The sequence below is a fragment of the Variovorax sp. Root473 genome, from assembly GCF_001426505.1.
Taxonomy (GTDB): Bacteria; Pseudomonadota; Gammaproteobacteria; order Burkholderiales; family Burkholderiaceae_C; genus Variovorax.
On sequence record NZ_LMEV01000017.1, the window covers coordinates 1,240,902 to 1,262,367 of the forward strand.

Annotated in this window: 24 protein-coding genes and 1 pseudogene; 17 read left to right on the forward strand and 8 right to left on the reverse strand. The window is 67.2% G+C overall.

The genetic code is table 11. The annotated features are described in order from the left end of the window. Positions 1-10 precede the first annotated feature (10 nt). The 7 genes and pseudogenes from ASD34_RS19155 to ASD34_RS19180 all read left to right on the forward strand — a co-directional run bounded on the left by ASD34_RS19155 (position 11) and on the right by ASD34_RS19180 (position 6,356). Positions 11-973, forward strand: a complete 963-nt coding sequence (locus tag ASD34_RS19155) for an aliphatic sulfonate ABC transporter substrate-binding protein (protein ID WP_056580361.1) — start codon at positions 11-13, stop codon at positions 971-973. 4 nt (positions 974-977) lie between these two features. Then, entirely contained in the window at positions 978-1,808 is an 831-nt protein-coding gene (locus ASD34_RS19160) for an ATP-binding cassette domain-containing protein (protein WP_056580365.1), read from the forward strand. A 36-nt stretch (positions 1,809-1,844) separates the two neighbouring features. Continuing rightward, positions 1,845-3,134 carry an O-acetylhomoserine aminocarboxypropyltransferase/cysteine synthase family protein gene (locus ASD34_RS19165; protein ID WP_056580368.1) on the forward strand — a complete coding sequence of 430 codons (1,290 nt, stop codon included), beginning with the start codon at positions 1,845-1,847 and terminating at the stop codon, positions 3,132-3,134. A 158-nt stretch (positions 3,135-3,292) separates the two neighbouring features. Beyond that, positions 3,293-3,508: a TOBE domain-containing protein gene (locus ASD34_RS19170; protein ID WP_007829250.1), complete on the forward strand. Its 216-nt coding sequence runs from the start codon at positions 3,293-3,295 to the stop codon at positions 3,506-3,508. A gap of 185 nt (positions 3,509-3,693) precedes the next feature. After that, positions 3,694-3,855, forward strand: a pseudogene (locus tag ASD34_RS27600) (rhodanese-like domain-containing protein); the annotation flags it as partial. Positions 3,856-3,897: 42 nt separating this feature from the next. Continuing rightward, a complete protein-coding gene (epsC, locus tag ASD34_RS19175; RefSeq protein WP_056580371.1) occupies positions 3,898-4,818 on the forward strand; it encodes a serine O-acetyltransferase EpsC in 921 nt (306 codons plus the stop codon). 170 nt (positions 4,819-4,988) lie between these two features. Next, positions 4,989-6,356 carry an NAD(P)/FAD-dependent oxidoreductase gene (locus ASD34_RS19180; protein WP_056580373.1) on the forward strand — a complete coding sequence of 456 codons (1,368 nt, stop codon included), beginning with the start codon at positions 4,989-4,991 and terminating at the stop codon, positions 6,354-6,356. A gap of 30 nt (positions 6,357-6,386) precedes the next feature. Here ASD34_RS19180 and ASD34_RS19185 read toward each other — a convergent pair whose 3' ends face one another. The 3 genes from ASD34_RS19185 to ASD34_RS19195 form a co-directional block, all read right to left on the reverse strand. Then, positions 6,387-7,088 carry an aspartate/glutamate racemase family protein gene (locus ASD34_RS19185; protein ID WP_056580376.1) on the reverse strand — a complete coding sequence of 234 codons (702 nt, stop codon included), beginning with the start codon at positions 7,086-7,088 and terminating at the stop codon, positions 6,387-6,389. Between the two features lie 14 nt (positions 7,089-7,102). After that, the gene (gene panE / locus ASD34_RS19190; protein WP_056580379.1) at positions 7,103-8,035 is read right to left on the reverse strand and encodes a 2-dehydropantoate 2-reductase; all 933 of its coding nucleotides are present in this window, start codon (positions 8,033-8,035) and stop codon (positions 7,103-7,105) included. Positions 8,036-8,100: 65 nt separating this feature from the next. Next, positions 8,101-8,484, reverse strand: a complete 384-nt coding sequence (locus tag ASD34_RS19195) for an FAD-dependent oxidoreductase (RefSeq protein ID WP_056580382.1) — start codon at positions 8,482-8,484, stop codon at positions 8,101-8,103. A 351-nt stretch (positions 8,485-8,835) separates the two neighbouring features. On the opposite strand from ASD34_RS19195, the gene ASD34_RS19200 reads away from it, so the two are divergent. After that, complete coding sequence (locus ASD34_RS19200; protein ID WP_056580385.1) at positions 8,836-9,393, forward strand: NADPH-dependent FMN reductase; 558 nt, start codon at positions 8,836-8,838, stop codon at positions 9,391-9,393. A gap of 66 nt (positions 9,394-9,459) precedes the next feature. Here the strand turns inward: ASD34_RS19200 and ASD34_RS19205 are convergent, their stop codons facing one another. Then, the gene (locus ASD34_RS19205; RefSeq protein ID WP_056580388.1) at positions 9,460-10,107 is read right to left on the reverse strand and encodes an FMN-dependent NADH-azoreductase; all 648 of its coding nucleotides are present in this window, start codon (positions 10,105-10,107) and stop codon (positions 9,460-9,462) included. 135 nt (positions 10,108-10,242) lie between these two features. On the opposite strand from ASD34_RS19205, the gene ASD34_RS19210 reads away from it, so the two are divergent. The 8 genes from ASD34_RS19210 (at position 10,243) to ASD34_RS19245 (ending at position 17,098) form a co-directional block, all read left to right on the forward strand. Beyond that, complete coding sequence (locus ASD34_RS19210; protein WP_056580391.1) at positions 10,243-11,157, forward strand: LysR family transcriptional regulator; 915 nt, start codon at positions 10,243-10,245, stop codon at positions 11,155-11,157. Positions 11,158-11,306: 149 nt separating this feature from the next. Beyond that, complete coding sequence (locus ASD34_RS19215; RefSeq protein WP_056580394.1) at positions 11,307-11,948, forward strand: peroxiredoxin; 642 nt, start codon at positions 11,307-11,309, stop codon at positions 11,946-11,948. A gap of 22 nt (positions 11,949-11,970) precedes the next feature. Further along, the gene (locus ASD34_RS19220) at positions 11,971-12,546 is read left to right on the forward strand and encodes an RBBP9/YdeN family alpha/beta hydrolase (protein ID WP_056580397.1); all 576 of its coding nucleotides are present in this window, start codon (positions 11,971-11,973) and stop codon (positions 12,544-12,546) included. Then, positions 12,543-13,559 carry a sulfate ABC transporter substrate-binding protein gene (locus ASD34_RS19225; RefSeq protein ID WP_056580400.1) on the forward strand — a complete coding sequence of 339 codons (1,017 nt, stop codon included), beginning with the start codon at positions 12,543-12,545 and terminating at the stop codon, positions 13,557-13,559. The genes ASD34_RS19220 and ASD34_RS19225 overlap by 4 nt, the downstream gene beginning before the upstream one ends. Continuing rightward, the gene (gene cysT / locus ASD34_RS19230) at positions 13,560-14,447 is read left to right on the forward strand and encodes a sulfate ABC transporter permease subunit CysT (protein WP_056580402.1); all 888 of its coding nucleotides are present in this window, start codon (positions 13,560-13,562) and stop codon (positions 14,445-14,447) included. A 130-nt stretch (positions 14,448-14,577) separates the two neighbouring features. Next, positions 14,578-15,480, forward strand: coding sequence for a sulfate ABC transporter permease subunit CysW (gene cysW, locus ASD34_RS19235; protein WP_056580405.1), 903 nt, complete (start codon positions 14,578-14,580; stop codon positions 15,478-15,480). Between the two features lie 20 nt (positions 15,481-15,500). Further along, a complete protein-coding gene (locus ASD34_RS19240) occupies positions 15,501-16,598 on the forward strand; it encodes a sulfate/molybdate ABC transporter ATP-binding protein (RefSeq protein ID WP_056580408.1) in 1,098 nt (365 codons plus the stop codon). Next, complete coding sequence (locus ASD34_RS19245; protein ID WP_056580411.1) at positions 16,595-17,098, forward strand: disulfide bond formation protein B; 504 nt, start codon at positions 16,595-16,597, stop codon at positions 17,096-17,098. The genes ASD34_RS19240 and ASD34_RS19245 overlap by 4 nt, the downstream gene beginning before the upstream one ends. A 95-nt stretch (positions 17,099-17,193) precedes the next feature. Here the strand turns inward: ASD34_RS19245 and ASD34_RS19250 are convergent, their stop codons facing one another. Genes ASD34_RS19250 through ASD34_RS19265 form a run of 4 tightly spaced genes read right to left on the reverse strand, consistent with a single transcriptional unit; the run spans position 17,194 to position 20,605 of the window. Beyond that, positions 17,194-17,973: a glycosyltransferase family 2 protein gene (locus tag ASD34_RS19250; RefSeq protein WP_056580414.1), complete on the reverse strand. Its 780-nt coding sequence runs from the start codon at positions 17,971-17,973 to the stop codon at positions 17,194-17,196. Next, entirely contained in the window at positions 17,937-18,734 is a 798-nt protein-coding gene (locus ASD34_RS19255; protein WP_056580416.1) for a lysophospholipid acyltransferase family protein, read from the reverse strand. The genes ASD34_RS19250 and ASD34_RS19255 overlap by 37 nt, the downstream gene beginning before the upstream one ends. A 36-nt stretch (positions 18,735-18,770) precedes the next feature. Then, a complete protein-coding gene (locus tag ASD34_RS19260; RefSeq protein ID WP_056580419.1) occupies positions 18,771-19,811 on the reverse strand; it encodes a Rid family hydrolase in 1,041 nt (346 codons plus the stop codon). A 2-nt stretch (positions 19,812-19,813) separates the two neighbouring features. Beyond that, a complete protein-coding gene (locus ASD34_RS19265) occupies positions 19,814-20,605 on the reverse strand; it encodes a class I SAM-dependent methyltransferase (RefSeq protein WP_056580422.1) in 792 nt (263 codons plus the stop codon). A gap of 119 nt (positions 20,606-20,724) precedes the next feature. Between ASD34_RS19265 and ASD34_RS19270 the strand changes: the two genes are divergently transcribed. After that, positions 20,725-21,450, forward strand: a complete 726-nt coding sequence (locus tag ASD34_RS19270; protein ID WP_056580425.1) for a YebC/PmpR family DNA-binding transcriptional regulator — start codon at positions 20,725-20,727, stop codon at positions 21,448-21,450. The last annotated feature ends 16 nt before the right edge of the window (positions 21,451-21,466 follow it).

The window sequence follows — 21,466 nt, forward strand, 5'->3', positions numbered from 1 at the left end:
GGCAGGGCACATGAACCACAACCTCATCAATCGCCGCACCGCCATGGCGACGCTGGGTGCGCTGGGCGCGGGTGCCGTGCTGGCACAGCAGCAACGTCCCGCCACCGTGCGGCTCGGCTACCAGAAGTCGTCCACGCTGATCGCGCTGTTGAAAGTGCAGGGCACGCTCGAGAAGCAGCTCGCACCGCTCAACGTTTCGCTGAGCTGGCACGAGTTCACCAGCGGCCTGCCGCTGCTCGAAGCGCTGAACCTCGACAACCTGGACATCAGTGCCGACGTGGCCGACACCGTGCCCGTGTTCGCACAAGCGGCCGGCGCCGACCTGACCTTTCTGGCGCAGGAAGCACCGTCGCCGGCCGCACAGGCCATCGTGGTGCGCGACGATTCGCCGCTTAAGACCGTGGCCGATCTCAAGGGCAGGAAGGTCGGTTTCGCGAAGGCGGCCGGTGCGCACTACCTGCTGATCGCCTCGCTCGAAAAGGCCGGCCTGTCGTTCAAGGACATCGAGCCCGCCTACCTCACGCCGGCCGACGGCCGCGCCGCCTTCGAGAAGGGCGCCATCGACGCGTGGGTCGTGTGGGACCCGTTCCTGGCTGCGGCCCAGCGCCAGTCGAAGGTGCGGATCCTGGCCGACGGCGCGGGCATCGCGTTGTACCAGCGCTATTACCTGGCGAGCACCAAGTTCGCGAAGGCGCGGCCCGATGTGCTGCGTGTGGTCTACGCCGAACTGGAAAAAACCGGCAAGTGGGTCAAGCAGAACCCGAAGGAGGCGGCCGCCTTGCTGGCGCCCGTGTGGGGCCTCGACGCCCCGACCATCGAGCAGGCCAACAGCCGCCGCAGCTACGCGGTGCGGCCGGTGGCGGCCAGTGGCCTGGCCGAACAGCAGCGCATCGCCGATGCGTTCTTCGCCGAGAAGCTGCTGCCCAGAAAAATCAACGCGCTGAACGTGGCGCTGTTCAACCCCGGGGCCTGAACTCATGAGTGCCGTTCTGAAAGACATCCAACCCCAAGCCATCGCCGGTGGCGTGCGCCTGGAGGCGCGGGGCCTGCACAAGCGCTACGGTGCGCGCGATGTGCTGCGCAACACGCAGCTCACCATCGAGCCGGGCCAGTTCATCGCCATCGTCGGGCGCAGCGGTTGCGGCAAGAGCACGCTGCTGCGGCTCATCGCCGGCCTGGAAGAAGCCAGCTCTGGCGGCCTGTACACCGACGGCAAGGCCGTGAGCGGCCTGCACGACGACACGCGCATCATGTTCCAGGAGGCACGCCTGTTGCCCTGGCGCCGCGTGCTTGACAACGTGACACTGGGCCTGCCGAACGACGCCAAGGCGCGCGGCAAGGAAGTGCTCGCGCAGGTCGGCCTGGCCGACCGCGAGAACGAATGGCCGGCGCGCCTGTCGGGCGGGCAGCGCCAACGCGTGTCCCTGGCGCGCGCGCTGGTGCATCACCCGCGCCTGCTGCTGCTCGACGAGCCGCTGGGCGCGCTCGACGCGCTCACGCGCATCGAGATGCACCGCCTCATCGAGAACCTGTGGCAGCGCCACCGCTTCACCGCGCTGCTGGTGACGCACGACGTGCAGGAAGCCGTGGCGCTGGCCGACCGCGTCATCCTCATCGAGGACGGCCGCATCGCGCTCGACGAGAACATCGCACTGGCGCGTCCGCGCTCGCAGGGCGACCCGGCCTTTGCCGCGATCGAAAAACGAATCCTCGACCGGGTGCTGCAGAAGTCCGAAGAGACCGATGTGGAAAGCACCGATGCCAGCTGGCTCACGCCCCAAGCCCACGCCCTGCGCTGGGCGATCTGAGTCGTTTCATCCATTCCCCCTTTGAAAGGCAGTCGCATGTCGCAGAACTGGAAATTCGAAACCCTGTCGGTCCACGCCGGCTACTCGCCCGATCCGACCACCCGTGCGGTCGCGCCGCCGATCTACCAGACCGTCGCCTACGCCTTCGACAGCGCGCAGCACGGCGCGGACCTGTTCGACCTGAAGGTGCCGGGCAACATCTACACCCGCATCAACAACCCGACGCAGGACGTGCTGGAGCAGCGCGTGGCCGCACTGGAAGGCGGCATCGCCGCGCTGGCGCTGGCATCGGGCCAGGCGGCCGTGACCTACGCGATCCAGACCATCGCCGAGGCCGGCGACAACATCATCAGCAGCACCGCGCTCTATGGCGGCACCTACAACCTGTTCGCGCACACGCTGCCGCAGTTCGGCATCACCACGCGCTTCGCGGACCACCGCGACCCGGCGAGCTTCGAGAAGCTCTTCGACGAGCGCACCAAGGCGGTGTTCGTCGAGTCGCTGGGCAACCCGGCGGGCAACGTGACCGACATCGCGGCCATTGCCGAAATCGCGCACCGCCACGGCGTGCCGCTGATCGTCGACAACACCGTGCCCTCGCCGTACCTGAGCCGGCCCATCGAGCACGGCGCCGACATCGTGGTGCACTCGCTCACCAAGTACCTGGGCGGCCACGGCACCAGCATCGGCGGCGCCATCGTCGATTCGGGCAAGTTCCCGTGGGCCGAGCACAAGGAGCGCTTCAAGCGCCTGAACGAGCCCGACGTGAGCTACCACGGCGTGGTCTACACCGAGGCGCTGGGCCCGGCGGCCTACATCGGCCGTGCGCGCGTGGTGCCGCTGCGCAACACGGGCGCGGCCATCTCGCCGTTCAATGCCTTCCTGATCCTGCAGGGCATCGAGACGCTGGCGCTGCGCATGGACCGCATCAGCAGCAATGCGCTGGCGGTGGCGCAGCACCTGAAGCAGAGCAAGGCCGTCAACTGGGTGAACTACGCCGCGCTCGAAGACCATGCCGACTACCCGTTGGCGAAGAAGTACTTCGGCGGCAAGTCCAGCGGCGTGCTGACCTTCGGCATCGGTGCCGGCCGCGAGGGCGGGGCGAAGTTCCTCGATGCGCTGAAGCTCTTCACGCGCCTGGTGAACATCGGCGACGTGCGTTCGCTGGCCACGCACCCCGCATCGACCACGCACCGGCAGCTGTCGCCCGAAGAGCTGGCCCGGGCCGGCGTCACGGAAGACACGGTGCGCCTGTCGGTGGGCATCGAGCACATCGACGATCTGATTGCCGACCTCGACCAGGCGCTTGCCGCTGCGTCGAACTGATGCATCGTTCCAGGACATGAGCACACTGCAAGCCATCTCCGACGCCGCGCTCGAGCCGCTGTACGACCTCGTGAGGTGGGAGCCGACCGTCTGAGCGTCGTTCGTTTCGTTCGCTTCTTCTCCCCACAACCCCTGTCAACCCTGAAAGAGAAATCACCATGTCCATCCAAGCCATCAACGTCCGCAACCAGTTCAAGGGCAAGGTCCGCGAGATCATCCGCGGCGACGTCGTCTCCGAAGTCGATGTCGAAACCGCCTGGGGCATCGTCACCTCCGTCATCACCACGCGCTCGGTCGATGAGCTGCAGCTGAAGGTGGGCTCCGACGTGGTCGCGCTCGTGAAGTCGACCGAAGTCTCGATCGCCAAGCTCTGACGGACCCTCGGCCTTGCGATGCCCCGGTGCTGTCTTGGTGCCGGGGTTTTTCGCGTCTGGGTGCTCGGGCGTGTGTTCCGGCGCGGCACTCCATAGATCACAAGGTTGTTAAGAATCGAGTTTTGAGTCTTTGACCGTCGTCGATGCATTCCTACAGTGGTGGTTATCGCCATCAGCGAAGATGGAGCGCATCTGTGGCGCGGGCCACAGGCAGTGCATTCGCGCGCAACCCGCGCTTCGTGCGCGAACTCGAAGCCAGGCTGGCCAAGGACGGCGGCAAGGAGGCGGTGGTGCTTCCGAGGTCCGATGGCTGGCGCTTTCATGGCCAGCCGTGGGGGCAGGGCTGAATCCCGAGCAAAGCTACCTGGAACACACGGGAGGAACAACACATGGCTCAATTCGAAGTGAGTGACATCGTGCGCGCACTGCACGAGGTGCGCGACGAGTGGCGCGATTCGCAGCGCCGTTCGCGCGAGCCCGGGGCGCGCGAGTTCCCGTCGCGCGATGCGCTGGCGCAGATCGTCGAATCGCTCAAGGGCGCGCTCTTTCCGATGCGGCTCGGCCCGCCGGATCTGCGCCACGAGAGCGAAGATTTCTATGTGGGCCACACGCTTGATTCGGCCTTGCAGGCACTGCGGGTGCAGGCCCGGCTCGAACTGAACTTCAACGCACGGCCGGCGCCGCGCCCCGCGAGCGAGATCGATGCCGCGGCCACCGAGGCAGTGCGCCAGTTCGCGAACGCGCTGCCGGGCTTGCGCCGGCTGCTCGACAGCGACGTGCTCGCGGCCTACCAGGGCGATCCCGCCGCGCGCAGCGTCGACGAGGTGCTGCTGTGCTACCCGGGCGTGCTCGCGATGATCCATCACCGCCTCGCGCACCGGCTCTACGAGCTCGGCCTGCCGCTGCTCGCGCGCATCGTCGCCGAGCTGGCGCATGCGCAGACCGGCATCGACATCCACCCGGGCGCGACGATCGACGCGGGCTTCTTCATCGACCACGGCACGGGTGTCGTGATCGGCGAGACGGCCGTCATCGGCAAGCGCGTGCGGCTGTACCAGGCCGTCACGCTCGGTGCCAAGCGCTTCCCCACCGATGCGGAAGGCAACCTGCAGAAGGGCCTGCCGCGGCATCCGGTGGTGGAGGACGACGTGGTCATTTACGCAGGCGCCACCATCCTGGGCCGCGTGACCCTGGGCAAGGGCGCGGTCATCGGCGGCAACGTGTGGATCACCGACGACGTGAAGCCCGGCGCCAGCGTCACGCAGGCCAGCCTGCAGAACAACAGCGCCCCGAAGCCGGGCAGCGTATGAAGGCTGTTGTCGAAGGCTTCGGCGTCACACCGTGCGCCAGCCGCGCGAGGGGCAGGGGTCGAAAAGGCCGCCAGTGTGCCGCCTCCAGCCCCGCGTCGCCAGCCCGTTTTGCGTCGTGCGATGCGGGCGCGCTATGCTCTGTCGCTGTCCATCACGCTGCTTGTCCTCGCATGTCCCAGCCACAGGTTTCTTCTTCCGTCGCTCCTTCTGTCAGCGCGGCCGACGCGTCTTGCGACGTGTTCGTGATCGGCGGCGGCCCCGCGGGCTCGACCGTCGCCGCGCTGCTCGCGCAGCAGGGGCGCCAGGTGGTGCTGGTCGAGAAAGAGCACCACCCGCGTTTTCACATCGGCGAATCGTTGTTGCCCGCGAACGTCGAGCTGTTCGACAGGCTTGGCGTGCGCGACCAGGTCGAGAAGATCGGCATGCCGAAGTTCGGCATCGAGTTCGTCTCGCCCGAGCATGAGCACCGCAGCTACGTGGAGTTCGCCGAAGGCTGGGACAAGTCGCTCGACTCCGCCTGGCAGGTGCGCCGCTCCGAGCTCGACGAGCTCTTGTTCCGCAATGCCGCCGCGCGCGGCGCGCAGGCCTTCGAAGGCTGCAAGGTGCGCGACGTGGCCTTCGACGCCGACGGCGCCACCGTGCAGGCCGTGATGGACGACGGCACCCAGCGCAGCTGGCGCGCGCGCTTCGTGGTCGACGCCACGGGCCGCGACACGCTGCTGGCCAACAAATTCCGCTGCAAGCAGAAGAACCCCGACCACAACAGCACGGCGCTGTTCGGCCACTTCACGAATGCCGAGCGGCTCGAAGGCAAGAAGGAAGGCAACATCAGCATCTGCTGGTTTGAACATGGCTGGTTCTGGTTCATCCCGCTGGCCGACGGCACGACCAGCGTGGGCGCGGTGTGCTGGCCCTACTACCTGAAGACGCGCGACAAGCCGCTGAAGGACTTCTTCTACGACACCATCGCGCTGTGCCCCGTGCTGGCCGACCGCCTGAAGAACGCCACGTTGGTCGACGACGCGGTGCATGCCACGGGCAACTTCTCGTACTCGAGCACGCACGCCACGGGCGACAACTACCTGCTGCTGGGCGACGCCTTCACCTTCATCGACCCGATGTTCTCTTCGGGCGTGTACCTGGCGATGCACAGCGCCTTCGACGGCGCCGAACTCGTGGCCACGGCACTCGACCAGCCGGCCGAGCTGGCACGCGCCCGCGAAGGCTTCGAGGCCATGATGCGCAAGGGCCCGCGCGAGTACTCGTGGTTCATCTACCGCGTGACCAACCCGACCATCCGCGACATGTTCATGCACCCCGGCAACCCGTTCCGCGTGAAGGAAGCGCTGATGTCGCTGCTGGCCGGCGACATCTACAAGGGCACGCCCATGTGGGGCGCGCTGCGCATGTTCAAGGTGCTGTACTACGGCATTTCCCTTGCCAACTTCCGCCGCACCATGGCGGGCTGGAAGCAGCACCGCTTCAACATCCGCGACATGGGGACGTTGAAGGGCGAGACGATCCTCAAGTCGGACTAGGCGGTCCGAGCGCGGGTTCCTGCTGCAGGGCTACCAGCCCGACATGCCGGTACCGCCGGATGCCCAGGCGGTGCTCGAAGCCCGCAGCGTCGCTACCGCATGCGCCACCCCTAACTGCGGGCTGCTGAGCACATCGACCCCCAGGTCCGCCAGCAACCCCGTCACCGGCGCCATCGACGCCTGTGCCAGCACGATGACGTCGATGCCATCGGCCGCGGCGCGGATCGATTCGGCCAGCGTGGCGATGTAGCGCGCGGTGTCACCCGACTGGAAATGCACCCAGGCATCGTCGACCAGCAAGGTGCTGGCGCGGATGCCGACGCCGGCCTGCCGTGCCGCTGAAAGCACGAGCGACAGGGTCGGGTCGATGGTGCTCTCGACGGCGCCGACGATCAGCACGCGTGGGCCGTTGCGCACGGCGCGGTCGGCCATGGCGCGGTCGATGCGCAGGGCGGCAAACGCGCCGCCGGTGGCGGTCTTTTCGGCGATGCCGCCGATGGTCGAGCAGGTGCACACGACCACGGAGGCACCGTCGGAGGCGGCATCGCGCATGGCGTCGTGCACGCGCGCGACCAGGCCGGCATCGTCGATGCCGAGCGTGCGCGCATCGGCGAGCAGCTCTTCCACCACCAGGTGCTGAACGCGCAGCTCGGGTGCGATCTCGCGTGCGAGGCTGCCGAAGGTTTGCACATGCACCTCGGCCGTGTGGAGAAAGGCGAGCGTGTCGGTCATGAGGCGGTTGCCGTTCAGCCGGCCTCGCGGGTGCGCCGCAATTCGTAGGCCTTGAGGTGTACGTACGCCGTGCGCAGCACCGACGGCGTGGGCGATGCGGTGCGCGGCGCGCGGGCCAGCAGGTCGCCCAGGATGTGGTCGGCCTCGACGCGTGCGCCGCGGGCCATGTCCTTGTACATCGAGGCGGTCATGGGCGAGCCGGCGGTCGTGACCACCGCGCGGCCGCGCGTGACGGCGCCGGGCCGCGGGGCAAAGCCGTTGTGGGCGGCGATGGCGCAGCACTCGTCGAAGATCGCGAGCGCCACGTCCTCGCCGCCGGCCGCCACGATGTCGCCGATGGACGCGTGCATGAGGCTCGTAAGGCCTGCGGCCGAGGCGATGAAGACCCACTTCTCCCACATGTCCTGCGCGATGGTTTCGCTCGCGGTGGCGGCGAAGTTCGCGCCGGCGAACTGGGCGGCGATGGCGTCGATGCGTGGCGATCGGTCGCCGGCGCGTTCGCCGTAGCTCAGGCTGTGCATGTCGTTCAGATGCAGCACGCGGCCTTCGTCGTCCAGCGTGGCGGAGATCATGCAAAGGCCGCCGAGCACGCGTGCCTCGCCGAAGCGCGCAACCAGCCGGTCGATGTGACCCAGGCCGTTGAGCAGCGGAAGGACCACGGTGTCGGGCCCGACGGCGGGTGCGAACGAATCCATGGTTGCGTCGAGGTCGTAGGCCTTGCAACCGACGACGACCACGTCGTACGGGCCGTCGATCTGCTCGGCCAGCACATGCTTCGGCGTGGGCAGATCGAGGTCGCCGCAGGGGCTGCGCACCACCAGCCCGGTCGTGGCCAGCTGGGCCGCGCGGCCCGGACGCAATAGAAAGGTTACATCGCGGCCCGCTGCGAGCAGGCGTGCGCCGAAATAACCACCGAGTGCACCGGCACCCACCATCAAGAATCGCATCGCGCGCTGCCTCCGAAGAAACTGAAGATCGGAAGCGATGATGCCCCGGATCGCGCGCGGGCGCCTCAGAGGTGTTGCGAGGTCGCCAACCGCTCGCGGGCAAAGGGCCGCAGGTCGAGGCCGTGCGCGCTTTCGCGGCCCAGGACGCGGTCGGCGATGGCGTCGCCCAGGCCGCCGGTGGTGGTCATCAGTTCGCGGCCGGTGCGCGCCTCGAGCTCGCGCCAGAGGGCGTGCGAGCGGTGCACCAGCGGCACGTACTCGTCGCCTTCGCCGATGGCCAGCCGCGTGATGCGCGAATCGCCATGCGACGAGCCGCGGTCGTGCGGTGGCGCGAACTGGTCGATGCCGAGCACGCGCGCCCCGCGTTGCGAGAGCTGGTAGAGGGTGGCCGCGCCGAGGGCGCCCAGGCCGATGACGATCGCGTCGTAGTGAGAAAGGAAGCGGGTCACGGGGCGTGAGGGTGTCGTGTCGCACAAGGTTCAGGTCGACAAACGCATCCTTCACCGCGATGGGCCGGGGAATGAGCCTCAGCTGCGCGAACACATCGGCCAGCCCCTGCTGTTCGCGGGCGATGGCGGGCGTGAGCGCCACGACGCCATACTGCCGCCGTTCGGTCGCCAGCACCAGCACCCGACGAGGGCTGCGGCGGCGCGCCGGGCCACGAAGCTTTCGTCATGTGCTCATGCACAAGCTGGCGCACGTCGCTACAAAGAGATGCATGAACTTTTCCGGAAAAGGTCATGGGGCCTTCGCATAATCGCCTTCGTCATCCCGACCCTCTCACTCAAGGAGCTTCATTCATGGCACAGACCCGGATCGCCGTCATCGTCGGCAGCCTGCGCAAGGACTCGTTCAACCACAAGCTGGCTTTGGCGCTGGCGCACCTGGCGCCGTCGGACTTCACCTTCGAAACCCTGCGCATCGACGACCTGCCGCTGTACAACCAGGACGACGACGGCAACCAGGCCGCTTCGGTGAAGCGCCTCAAGAGCGAGGTTGCGGCCGCGCAGGGCGTGCTGTTCGTCACGCCCGAATACAACCGCTCGATTCCCGGCGTGCTGAAGAACGCCATCGACCACGCCTCGCGCCCCTACGGCCAGAGCGTCTGGGGCGGCAAGCCGACCGGCGTGCTCGGCATCTCCGTGGGCGCCATCGGCACCGCGCTGGCGCAGCAGCACCTGCGCAACATCCTGGCCTACCTCGACGCGCCCACAATGGGCGGCCCCGAGGTGTTCCTGCAGGCCAAGGAAGGCCTGTTCGACGACAAGGGCCACATCGGCAACGAAGGCACGCAGAAATTCCTGCAGGGCTGGATGGACAAGTACGTGGCCTGGGTCAAGGCGCACTCGGCAGCCTGAACGCAGGACGAGCGCCCATGAAAAAACCGCCCCTGGGGCGGTTTTTTCGTTCCGGCGCTGGAAGACTCAGGCGGCTTGCGCGACGCTCTTCTGGTTCGCGGCTTCGGTCGTGGCCACGAGGATGTCGGCGCGGGCAGCGGCCAGTGCGGCGGCCTTGGGCGCATCACCCATCGCGATGCCTTCGGCGCGCACGAAGCGCACGTCGGTGATGCCGAAGAAGCCGAAGATCACCTTCAGGTAGCTCTCCTGGTGTTCCGCGGCCTGACCACCTTCGGAGGTCGAGTAGATGCCGCCGCGGCTGGACGCGACGATCACGGTCTTGCCACCGGCCAGGCCGACGGGGCCCTTGTCGGTGTACTTGAAGGTGCGGCCGGCTTGTGCGAGGCGGTCGATCCAGGCCTTGAGCTGGGTCGGGATGGTGAAGTTGTACAGCGGGGCGCCGATCACGACGACGTCGGCAGCCAGGAACTGGCTCACCAGCTTTTCCGACAGGGCGTTCTCGCGCAGCTGCGCTTCGGTCGGCTGGGCCTGCACGCCGGTCTTGATGCCGAGAGCGTCGACGCCGAAATGCGAGGGCGCGTCCACGGCGAGGTCGAGGTACTCGACCTGGGTGTCGGGGTGGGCGACGCGCCAGGCGGCGACGGTTTCGGCGGTCAGCTGGCGCGAGGTGGAGCCGGCGGCCAGGATGCTGGAGTCGATGTGGAGCAGCTTCATGTCAGTCAATCACTTTCTGTGCAAGGTGTCGGCGCTGAGAAGTGGCCGGCGTTGGGAGAATTCTATTTTTGATGTGAGTAGTTGATAAGTAGACAAAATTCGATCACATCGTCCTGTTTGCAGGACAATGACGTCATGCAAGACCTCAATGACATGGTGTTCTTCGCCGAGGTGGCCGAACGGGGCGGCTTTGCCGCCGCCAGCCGGGCACTGGGCATTCCCAAATCGCGCCTGTCGCGCCGCGTGGCCGAGCTCGAGGAGCGGCTGGGCGTGCAGCTGATGCAGCGCAGCACGCGGCGCCTGTCGCTCACGCCCGCCGGCGAGATCTACCTGCGGCATGCCTCGGCGATGCGCGATGCGGCCCAGGCGGCGGCCGAGGCGGTGGCGCAGGTGCAGACCGAGCCGAGCGGGCTCGTGCGGCTGACCTGCCCGGTCACCATCGCGCACAGCGGGCTGGCGCAGCTGATCCCGCTGTTCATGGAACGCTATCCGGCGGTGCGCGTCGACATCCGCGTCATCAACCGGCCGGTGGACCTGATCGAGGAGGGCATCGACATCGCGCTGCGCGTGCGCCCGGCGATCGAGGACAGCACCGTGCTCGTCGCCAAGACCTTCGGCCACAGCCGCGGCGTGCTGGTCGCGAGTCCGGCGCTCTTGGCGCAGCATGGGCCGATCGGCACGCCCGCCGACCTTGCGAAGCTGCCGACGGCGGCCATGTCGGTCAACGGGGAAGGGCGCGCCGAATGGCGGCTCGAAGGCCCGGAAGGGCGCAGCCACCTGCACGCCCACACGCCGCGCTATGTGGCGGACGACCTCGCCACGCTGCAGTTCGGCGCGATCGGCGGCGTCGGCGCAACCCTGTTGCCCGACTACATGTGCAGCGCCGACGTCGAGGCGGGCCGGCTGGTGCGGGTGCTGCCCGGTTGGGGGCCGTCGCCGGTGGTGGCGCACATGGTGTTTCCGGCGCGGCGGGCGCTGGTGCCGGCGGTGCGGGGGCTGATCGATTTCCTGTCGGAGCACCTGCAAAGCGAACAGATGCGCATGTTCTAGAGCTGGATCACTGTCAGAAAGATAGCGTCATGCCGGGGCTTCGCAGGTTCTATATGCGAAAAACGTCATATCCAAACAAGCAGATATTCGTTTGCCATTGAAGCGGCGGTTCGCACAATCCAGGGCTTCACCCCCTCCCTGGAGCGACCATGGCAACCCTGCGACTCGGCGACACCGCCCCCAATTTCACCCAGGATTCCAGCGAAGGCCCCCTCGACTTCTATCAGTGGGCCGGCGATTCGTGGATCGTGTTCTTCTCGCACCCGGCCGATTTCACGCCCGTGTGCACCACCGAACTGGGCAAGACGGCGGCGCTGTCGGGCGAGTTCGCCAAGCGCGGCGTGAAGCCCATTGCGCTGAGCGTCGACCCGGCCACCAGGCACAAAGAGTGGATCGGCGACATCAACGAGACGCAGAACACCACCGTCAACTTCCCGATCATTGCGGACGCCGACCGCAAGGTGGCCGACCTGTACGACCTGATCCACCCGAACGCCTCGACCACGGCCACGGTGCGCAGCGTCTACATCATCGATCCCAAGAAGGTCATCCGCACCACCATCACCTACCCGGCGTCCACCGGCCGCAACTTCGACGAGATCCTGCGCGTGATCGACTCGCTGCAACTCACCGACAGCCACAAGGTCGCCACGCCCGTGAACTGGAAGGACGGCGACGACGTCGTCATCGTGCCGAGCATCCAGGACCCGGCCGAGCTGGCCGAGCGCTTCCCCAAGGGCTTCAAGGCCGTCAAGCCTTACCTGCGCATCACGCCGCAGCCCAACAAGTAAGAAGCAGCAGGACCGCGCCGTCATGCAGACTCGTGTCGTCATCGTGCCCGGTTGGCGCGACTCCGGGCCCGGCCATTGGCAGAGCCTGTGGGAGGAGCGTATTCCGGGCGCGGCGCGGGTGGCGCAGGACGACTGGGCCTCGCCCAAGCGCGACGCCTGGGTGCCCGCACTGGCCAAGCTCGTGCTCGAAAGCGAAGGCCCCGTGGTCATCGCGGCGCACAGCCTGGGCTGCATCGCCACGGCGCACCTGCCGCCCGAGGCCGCCGCCCGCATCCAGGGCGCGCTGCTGGTGGCGCCGGCCGACCCGGAGCGCCGCGCGGTGCTGTCCGACTTCGCGCCCGTGCCGTATGCGGCGTTGCCGTACCGCAGCATCGTGGTGGCGAGCAGCAACGATCCCTATTGCCCTATCCGCCTTGCGGGTGCCTATTCGCGCGCCTGGGGCAGCGAGTTCGTGCGCATGCAGAATGCGGGGCACATCAACATCGATTCGGGGCACGGAGACTGGCCGCTCGGCCTGGCCCTGCTGCAATCGTTGACCGACGAACCCGCCGCCTGGTCGGCGGGACGTGAATTTTCAGAAAACCTGGCAACCACATGACTTCCAGAATCAAGACCTTCGTCGCCGTGCTCGCGCTGGCCTCCTCCGCACTCGCCGGCAGCACCGCCTTTGCCCAAGGCACCGGGCTGCTGAACGCCTCGTACGACGTGGCGCGCGAGTTCTACAAGGACTACAACGCAGCGTTCGTGGCGCACTACAAGAAGGCCACGGGCAAGGACGTCAAGATCGACCAGTCGCACGGCGGCTCCAGCGCCCAGGCGCGCGCCGTGGCCGACGGCCTCGACGCCGACGTGGTCACCATGAACACCTCGACCGACATCGACTTCCTGGCCAACGCCGGCGTGGTCGCCAAGGACTGGAACAAGAAGTTCCCCGAGAACGCATCGCCCACCACGTCCACCATGCTGCTGCTGGTGCGCAACGGCAACCCCAAGGGCATCAAGGACTGGGACGACCTGATCAAGCCCGGCGTGCAGGTCGTGATCGTCAACCCCAAGACCGGCGGCAACGGCCGCTACGCCTACCTGGCTGCCTGGGGCTACATCAAGAAGAAGGGCGGCACCGACGCCCAGGCCGCCGAGTTCGTCGGCAAGCTGTTCAAGAATGTGCCGGTGCTGGCACGCGGCGGCCGCGACGCGACCACCGCATTCCTGCAACGCAACATCGGCGACGCGCTGATCACCTTCGAATCCGAAGTGGTCTCGATCGACCGCGAATTCGGCACCGGCAAGGTCGACACGGTGTATCCGTCGATCTCCATCGTGGCGGAGAACCCGGTCGCCGTCGTCGAGCGCACCGTCAAGAAGAAGGGCACGGGCGAGCTCGCCAAGGCCTACCTCGACTGGCTGTACTCCGAAGAGGCGCAGGAAATCGCCGCCAAGCACGCGCTGCGTCCGCGTTCGCCGGCCGTGCTCAAGAAGCACGCCGCGACCTTCAAGCCCCTGCAACTGTTCACGGTGCAGGAGCTGTTCGGCAGCCTGACCGAAGCGCAGAAGGTGCACTTCAATGACGGCGGCCAATTCGACAAGCTCTATACGCCTGGCGCGAAGTAAATGAGCGGCGCTGCTTCTTCGGCGCTCCCGGCAGCGGGAGCGCCTTTTTCACGTGCCAACCGGGCAGGGGGCGCCAAGCGCGTGCTGCCCGGTTTCCATATCACGCTCGGCTTCACGGTCTTCTACCTGTGCCTGATCGTGCTGATCCCGCTGTCGGCACTGGTCTTCAAGACCTTCACGATGACCTGGGAGCATTTCTGGGTGTCGGTGACCGCGCCGCGGGTGATGGCCTCGTACCGCCTGACCTTCGGCGCCTCGCTGATCGCGGCCATGGTGAACGCGGTGTTCGGCCTGCTCGTGGCGTGGGTGCTGGTGCGCTACAAATTCCCGGGCAAGCGCATCGTCGATGCGCTGGTCGACCTGCCGTTCGCGTTGCCCACGGCCGTGGCCGGCATCTCGCTCACGGCGCTGCTCGCGGGCAACGGCTGGATCGGGCAGCTGCTCGAGCCGCACGGCATCAAGCTGGCGTTCACGCCGGCCGGCATCGTGATTGCGCTGATCTTCATCGGGCTGCCCTTCGTGGTGCGCACGGTGCAGCCGGTGCTGGAAGACACCGAGAAAGAACTGGAAGAAGCCGCGACCTCGCTGGGCGCCACGCGCCTGCAGACCTTCACGAAGGTGATCTTTCCGGCGATTGCGCCGGCATTGCTCACGGGCTTTGCGATGGCCTTCGCACGCGCCATCGGCGAGTACGGCTCCGTGATCTTCATCGCCGGCAACATGCCGATGATTTCCGAGATCACGCCGCTCATCATCATCGGCAAGCTGGAGCAGTACGACTACACGGGCGCTACCGCGGTCGCGCTGGTGATGCTGGTGCTGTCGTTCATCCTGCTGCTGGTCATCAACGGCCTGCAGGCCTGGCAGCGCAAGCGCGCGGGTGCCTAGAAATGTTGCACTCCCCCAGTCTTCGCGCACTTCGTGTCGCTTCGCCAACCCCCTCGCCGGGGGCAACACCAGCAGCCCGGCAAAGCCGGTTCTGCGGTGTTCCTTCGCACAGCCTCATCGGGAACTCGCAATGAGTGCGCCGTCCAAGATCATCCGCCGCGCGCAGGCCGGCACCACCGAGTCGGCCTGGGTCCGCTGGACGCTGATCGGCATCGCGCTCGCGTTCATGTTCCTGTTCCTCGTGCTGCCGCTGGCGGCCGTAGCGGTCGAGGCGCTGCGCAAGGGCCTCAACGCCTACCTCGAGGCGCTGAAGGAACCCGATGCGTGGAGCGCCATCCGCCTCACGCTCATCACCGCCGCCATCTCGGTGCCGATGAACCTCGTGTTCGGCGTGGCGGCGGCCTGGGCCATCGCCAAGTTCGAGTTCCGTGGCAAGGCCTTTCTCACGACGCTGATCGACCTGCCGTTCGCGGTGTCGCCGGTGGTGGCAGGCCTGATCTACGTGCTGGTGTTCGGTGCGCAAGGCTGGTTCGGCCCGTGGCTCGCGGAGCACGACATCAAGATCATCTTCGCCGTGCCGGGCATCGTGCTGGCCACCGTGTTCGTGACCTTTCCCTTCATTGCGCGCGAACTCATTCCGCTGATGCAGGCGCAGGGCACCGACGAGGAGCAGGCCGCCATCGTGCTCGGTGCGACCGGCTGGCAGACCTTCTGGCGCGTGACCTTGCCCAACATCAAGTGGGGCCTGCTGTACGGCGTGATCCTGTGCAATGCGCGCGCCATGGGCGAGTTCGGCGCGGTGTCGGTGGTGTCGGGACACATCCGCGGCCAGACCAACACGATGCCGCTGCACGTCGAGGTGCTCTACAACGAATACCAGTCGGTGGCCGCCTTTGCCGTGGCCTCGCTGCTGGCGATCCTGGCGCTGGTCACCCTGGTGATCAAGTCGGTCATCGAGTGGCGCCATGAGCGCGAAATGAAAGCCATCGCCGAGCTGCCGCCCGAGCGTCCCCCCGAGCCGTCGGCGGCCTGAGAAGACGAGAGAACAAGACCATGAGCATCGAAATCCGCAACATCAGCAAGCAGTTCGGCGACTTCCGGGCGCTGAACAACGTGAACCTCGACGTCGAGTCGGGCGAACTCGTCGCGCTGCTCGGCCCCTCGGGCTGCGGCAAGACCACGCTGCTGCGCATCATCGCGGGCCTGGAAACGGCCGACACCGGCAGCATCCATTTCTCGGGCGAAGACACGACCGACGTGCACGTGCGCGAACGCCAGGTGGGCTTCGTGTTCCAGCACTACGCGCTGTTCCGCCACATGACCGTGTTCGAGAACGTGGCCTTCGGCCTGCGCGTGAAGCCGCGCAAGGAGCGCCCGAGCGACGCGCAGATCAAGGCCAAGGTGACCGACCTGCTCAAGCTGGTGCAGCTCGACTGGCTGGCCGACCGCTACCCGTCGCAGTTGTCCGGCGGCCAGCGCCAGCGCATCGCCCTGGCCCGCGCGCTGGCGGTGGAGCCCAAGGTGCTGCTGCTGGACGAACCCTTCGGCGCGCTCGACGCCAAGGTGCGCAAGGAACTGCGCCGGTGGCTGCGCCGGTTGCACGACGAGCTGCACGTCACCTCGATCTTCGTCACGCACGACCAGGAAGAAGCACTCGAAGTGGCCGATCGCGTGGTGGTCATCAACAAGGGCCGGATCGAACAGGTCGGTTCGCCGCAGGACGTGTGGGACAAGCCCGCGAGCCCGTTCGTCTACGGCTTCCTCGGCGACGTGAACCTGTTCCACGGCCGCGCCGACAACGGCGCCGTGCAACTGGACGGCATGCGCATCGACTCGCCCGAGCACAGCAGCGCGCGCGACGCCAAGGCGCTGGCTTATGTGCGTCCGCATGACCTGGATGTGACCCGCTACGTGGCGGGCGCCACCGGCATCGTCGCCACGCTGTCGCGCGCGATCGTGGTCGGACCGATCGCGCGGCTGGAACTTGAGCCCACTGAAACGAATCCAGATAATCCGGGCTCCGGAACCATCATCGAAGCGCAACTCCCTGCGCAACAGTTCCGCGACCTGGGCTTGAAGGAAGGCGACACCGTCGTCGCCAACCCGCGCAAGGCCAGGGTGTTCGTAGAAGAAGATTGGGTATCTCCTTGATCCATTGGTACTTCGGCGCGCCGCGCCGCGCGCTCGCGCTGATCTGCCTGGCCTGCGTCCTGATGCTGGCTTTCGGGCTGTATCTGCAACACGTGGTCGGGCTCGAACCCTGTCCCATGTGCATCGTGCAGCGCTATGCGCTGATGCTGGTGGCGCTTTTCACCGGCCTGGCGGCGCTGTTCAGCCGCCGCGGCCTGCAGGTGACGGGCGGGGTGCTGGCGCTGGCGTCGGCGGTGGGTGGTGCCTACACGGCGGCGCAGCAGAGCTGGCTGCAGTGGTATCCGCCCGAAGTCGTCTCGTGCGGGCGCGACCTGTACGGGATGATCGAGACCTTCCCGCTCAAGCGCGCGCTGCCGATGATCTTCCGCGGCGGCGGCGACTGTTCCAAGATCGACTGGTCGCTGTTCGGCCTGACGCTGGCGAACTGGTCGTTCATCGCGTTCACGGTGCTGGCGCTGTTGCTGCTCACCTTGCTTTTGCGCCGGCGCACCGCGCGCTGAGTTCTTTTTCAGTCATTCCTGGTGTGGCCCGCTGTCGGGGAGCGGCAGAAGGGCGGGGTGCTTCCACGCCACAGCAGGCGTCCCTCAAAAGAAGATCACGCCTGAAACGGCGGCGCGCCCCGCAGCTTCCGAATCAACAACCCAGGCAGCCGCAAGACAAACTCGACCATCAACCGCGTGTGCATCCACGTCAGCAGCACGTTGTCCCGCCCATAGCGGAAGTGCGACACCCCGCCTTCCTCCGCCGTCAGGTATTTCACAGGCGCATCGATGTTCACCGGCTTGACCCCGCGCCAGGCCAGCCGCACGACCGCCTCGGTGTCGAAGTCGAAACGCCGCATCCAGGGTTGCCGCGCCATCACCGCGATCAGGTCGACCACCGGGTACACGCGAAAACCGTAGAGCGAATCGCCCACGCCTGCGAACAACGTCTCGAGCTGCGTCCAGCCGTTGGACACGCGCCGCCCGCGCACCCTCAGCAGCGGCGCACTGGCGTCAAACACGGGCCGGCCCAGCACCATTGTCTCGGGCCGGGCCAGCGAGGCGCTCATGAAAGAGGGGATCAGGTCCGCCGGATGCTGCCCATCGGAATCCATCGTGAGCGCATGCGTGAAGCCGGCTTCCTTCGCGGCCCGCAATCCGTGCAGCACCGCCGAGCCCTTGCCCTGGTTCTGCGGCAGCACCCACACGCGCAGACCCGGATCGCTGCTCGCCATCTGCTGCAGCCGTTCGCCCGTGCCGTCATTGCTGCCGTCGATCACCACCCATACCGGGTTCCATTGGGCTCGCGCGGCGGCGACGGTCGAGAACAGGCGCTCGCCCGTGTTGTAGCTGGGAATCAGGACAAGGTGGGTGCGCGAGGCGTCTGCTGGCATTCGGGGGACGCGTCGGTGGCGCGCTGCTCCATGTGTTGACGGAAATAGTGTTCCAGCTCGACCTGCAACGCATCGCTGTCTTGCGTCGGCGCAAAGCGCTTGCCCAGCCGCAGCGTGAAGACGATGGGCAGCGGCGGCACGCGCCACAGCGGCCAGCCCTTGCTGAGGTAGGGCGAGTCGGTGTCGATGAACACGGTCTGGATCGGCGCCTGCGCCAGCTTGGCGATCAGCGTGGTGCCGGGGCGGAAGGGGTTCAGCGGCGGCGTCACCGTGCGCGTGCCTTCCGGGAAGATCACGAGCTGGCCACCCTGGCGCAGGTCGTTGACCGCCAGGCGCACCATCGTTCGGGCCGACTTGTTGCTGATGTAGCGCGCCAGCCGGGCTCCCGCGCCGAGGAAGATGTTGCCCATCAGCTCGGCCTTCATGATGCAGGCGCTGCGCGGCAGCCGCGCCACCAGCAGCAGCGCATCGAGCATCGTCGGGTGGTTGGCCACGAAGATCACGCCGGGTTCGTTGCGCATCGGGTCCAGGCACGAGGCGTCGATGCGCATCATGCCGGTGACCGAGGCAAGCCACCAGAACATCCGGTAGGCAAAGGCGATGGTCATGCGGCCCAGCGCGCGCGCCGGCGCGGCCGGCATCACCGGGTACAGCAGCATGGCGACCAGGTTCCAGACCAGCGAGATCAGGCCGAGGAACAGCAGCAGCGCATAGAGCATCAGCGCGAGCGGGATCGACGTGAGAAGACGCAGCACGTTCATGGGTGGTGTCGGTCGGACGGGCGGACGGCGGGCCGCTCAGGCGGCCTGCAGCCGGCCGGCGGCGACCGTGTGGGCCTCGATCTCGACCAGCAGATCGCTGCGGCAGATGTCGGCTTCAAGGTACACCGCATGGCGGGCCATTGGCGCCTGGGCGCCGAGCGCGGCTTCGATCACCTCGCGCACGGCCTCGGTGTCCGACGGATGCCGCACGTACACCACGCAGTCGAGCGCATCGAGCGAGAAGCGCGCCGTGGTCTGCGCATGGGCGGAGGCGATCACGGCCTCGAGGTTGCGCAGCGTTTCGCGGGTTTGCTCACGCACCTCGCCGTGGTGCACCGTTTCGTGGCCGACGATGCTCGCCGTGCCCGAGATGAAGAGCGCGACCTGGCCGTCGCCGATGTCTGCCAGCGCGGCGCGCGAAAAGGTCGGCGAGCGCGGGCCGTAGGTTTCGGGGTAGCGGTAAGCCGACACCTGCCGCGGGTTCTCGACCGGCAGCGGCGCGGCGCGTCCCGCGAGAAAACGGATCGACAGCGCACCCTGGCGGATGCCCAGCGCGCACGCGGCCGGTGCACCCTCGAAAGCGGCGCGGCCCGCTTCGAAGAAGGCCTCCTGCCGGCCCAGGTTGAACTGGCGGTAGCGTTCGAGTCCGCCGCCGTCGGCGTTGATGCGCGGCAGGTAGTTCCAGATGCGCTGCAGGTGCGGCGTGCCGGCCTGCTCGAGCGTGCGGAACAGGTCGCGGTAGGCGCGCTGAGCAAGCTCCGTCAGGCCCTGGCCTTCCACGGCTTCGTCGAGGTCGATGGCGCCGAGCAGCCAGTGCCCGTCGGTGCGCCACCGCGCGATGCCCGTCGTGCCCGACCTGACCTGGGCACCGTCGCTCACATGCCACACGTCAGCCTTCGCGCCTTGCGGCGACAGCACGCGCGCGTTGACCGTGGGCATCCAGGCGACACCGTGCGGCGTGCCGTAGCCGAGCGCGGCAAAGGGTGCATGGCTGTGCGTGGCCAGCGCAAGGCTGTCCGGCAGCGAGAGGCGCTCCACGCGCAGGGAAGAGTGAAGGTGATCGTCCTGTGGGCGCACGTTCAGCGGGCCTTGTCGGCGGTGGATTCGGGTTTGCGGCCGGTGTAGGCAGAGAAGACCCCGAGGCTCGCGTAGCGGCGCACCTCGCCGAAACCGGCGGCGCTCAGCGCCTGCATCACGCGTTCGGGCGGAATGCAGGCCTCGATGGTGTCCCAGTAATAGCGCCACAGCTCCGAGGTGTCGCTGCGGCGGCCGACCACGCGGGCGATCAGCGGCACCACGGCGCGCATGTAGCCCTTGAGCAGTGCGGTCGCGATGCGGCCTTCGGGCTTGGTGATTTCAAGCACCACCACACGGCCGCCCGGTCGCAACACGCGATGGAATTCGGAAAAGGCGGCGGCCACGTCGCTGATGTGGCGCATGGCGTAGCCCATGCTCACGAAATCGCAGCTGGCATCCGGACGGGGCAGGGCCTCCGCCACGCCTTGAATGAGCTCGACGCCGGGCAGGCGGACCTGGCCCATCATCCCGACGCTGGGGTCGACGCCCGTGAGCCTGCCGGTGGAGCCGATGATCTTCAGGGCCTCGCGGGCGACGAGCCCGGTGCCGATGCCCACGTCGAGCACTTGCGCGCCCGCCGCGAGGCCGGCCTGCTTCAGCGCATCGCGCCGGTACGCGGGACCGGTGCCGAAGGCCAGCACCGCTTCGATGCGGTCGTAGTCCGCAGCCGTGCTGTCGAAGATGCGCCGCAGGAATGCCTGGTGTTCCGCTTCGGTGTTGTAGTACAGCGGCAGCGGGGCGTGCGGCGGCAGTGCGTCGGGATTTCCCGTACCGGCTATAGGCGATGGCGTCATCGAACAATTATCACCAAAAGGTGCGGGCCGAAATCCCGGCCCCCCGGGGAGGCGTTGTGTGCGCCGGACAGTAAACTCCACACCTGCTTTGAAAACACACGACAGCGAGAGAGATAGCCATGGCCGGACATAGCAAGTGGGCAAACATTCAGCACCGCAAGGGCCGCCAGGACGAGAAACGCGGCAAGCTCTGGACTCGTGCCATCCGTGAAATCACGGTGGCTGCACGCGCCGGCGGCGCCGATCTCAGCGCCAACCCCCGGCTGCGGCTGGCGGTCGAAAAGGCCAAGGCGGTGAATCTGCCCATCGACACCGTCAAGCGCAACATCGACAAGGCCACGGGCAACCTCGAAGGCGTCAATTACGAAGAAATTCGTTACGAAGGGTACGGCATCGGCGGCGCGGCGATCATCGTCGACACCATGACCGACAACCGCGTACGCACCGTGGCCGAAGTGCGCCACGCCTTCTCCAAGCACGGCGGCAACATGGGCACCGAAGGCTCGGTGGCCTTCCAGTTCAAGCACTGCGGCCAGATCATCTTTGCCCCGGGCACCAGCGAAGACAAGGTCATGGAAGTGGCCCTTGAAGCCGGCGCCGAGGACGTGATCACCGACGACGACGGCGCCATCGAGGTGCTCACCGCCATCGGCGATTTCGAAGCCGTGAAAAACGCGCTCGAAGCCGCAGGCCTGAAGCCCGACGCCGCCGAAATCACCATGCGCGCCGAGAACACCGTGGACGTGACCGGCGAAGACGCCGCCAGGATGCAGAAGCTCCTCGACGTGCTCGAGGACCTGGACGACGTGCAGGACGTTTATCACAACGCCGCGCTGTCCGACTGAACGAATGAATGATGGA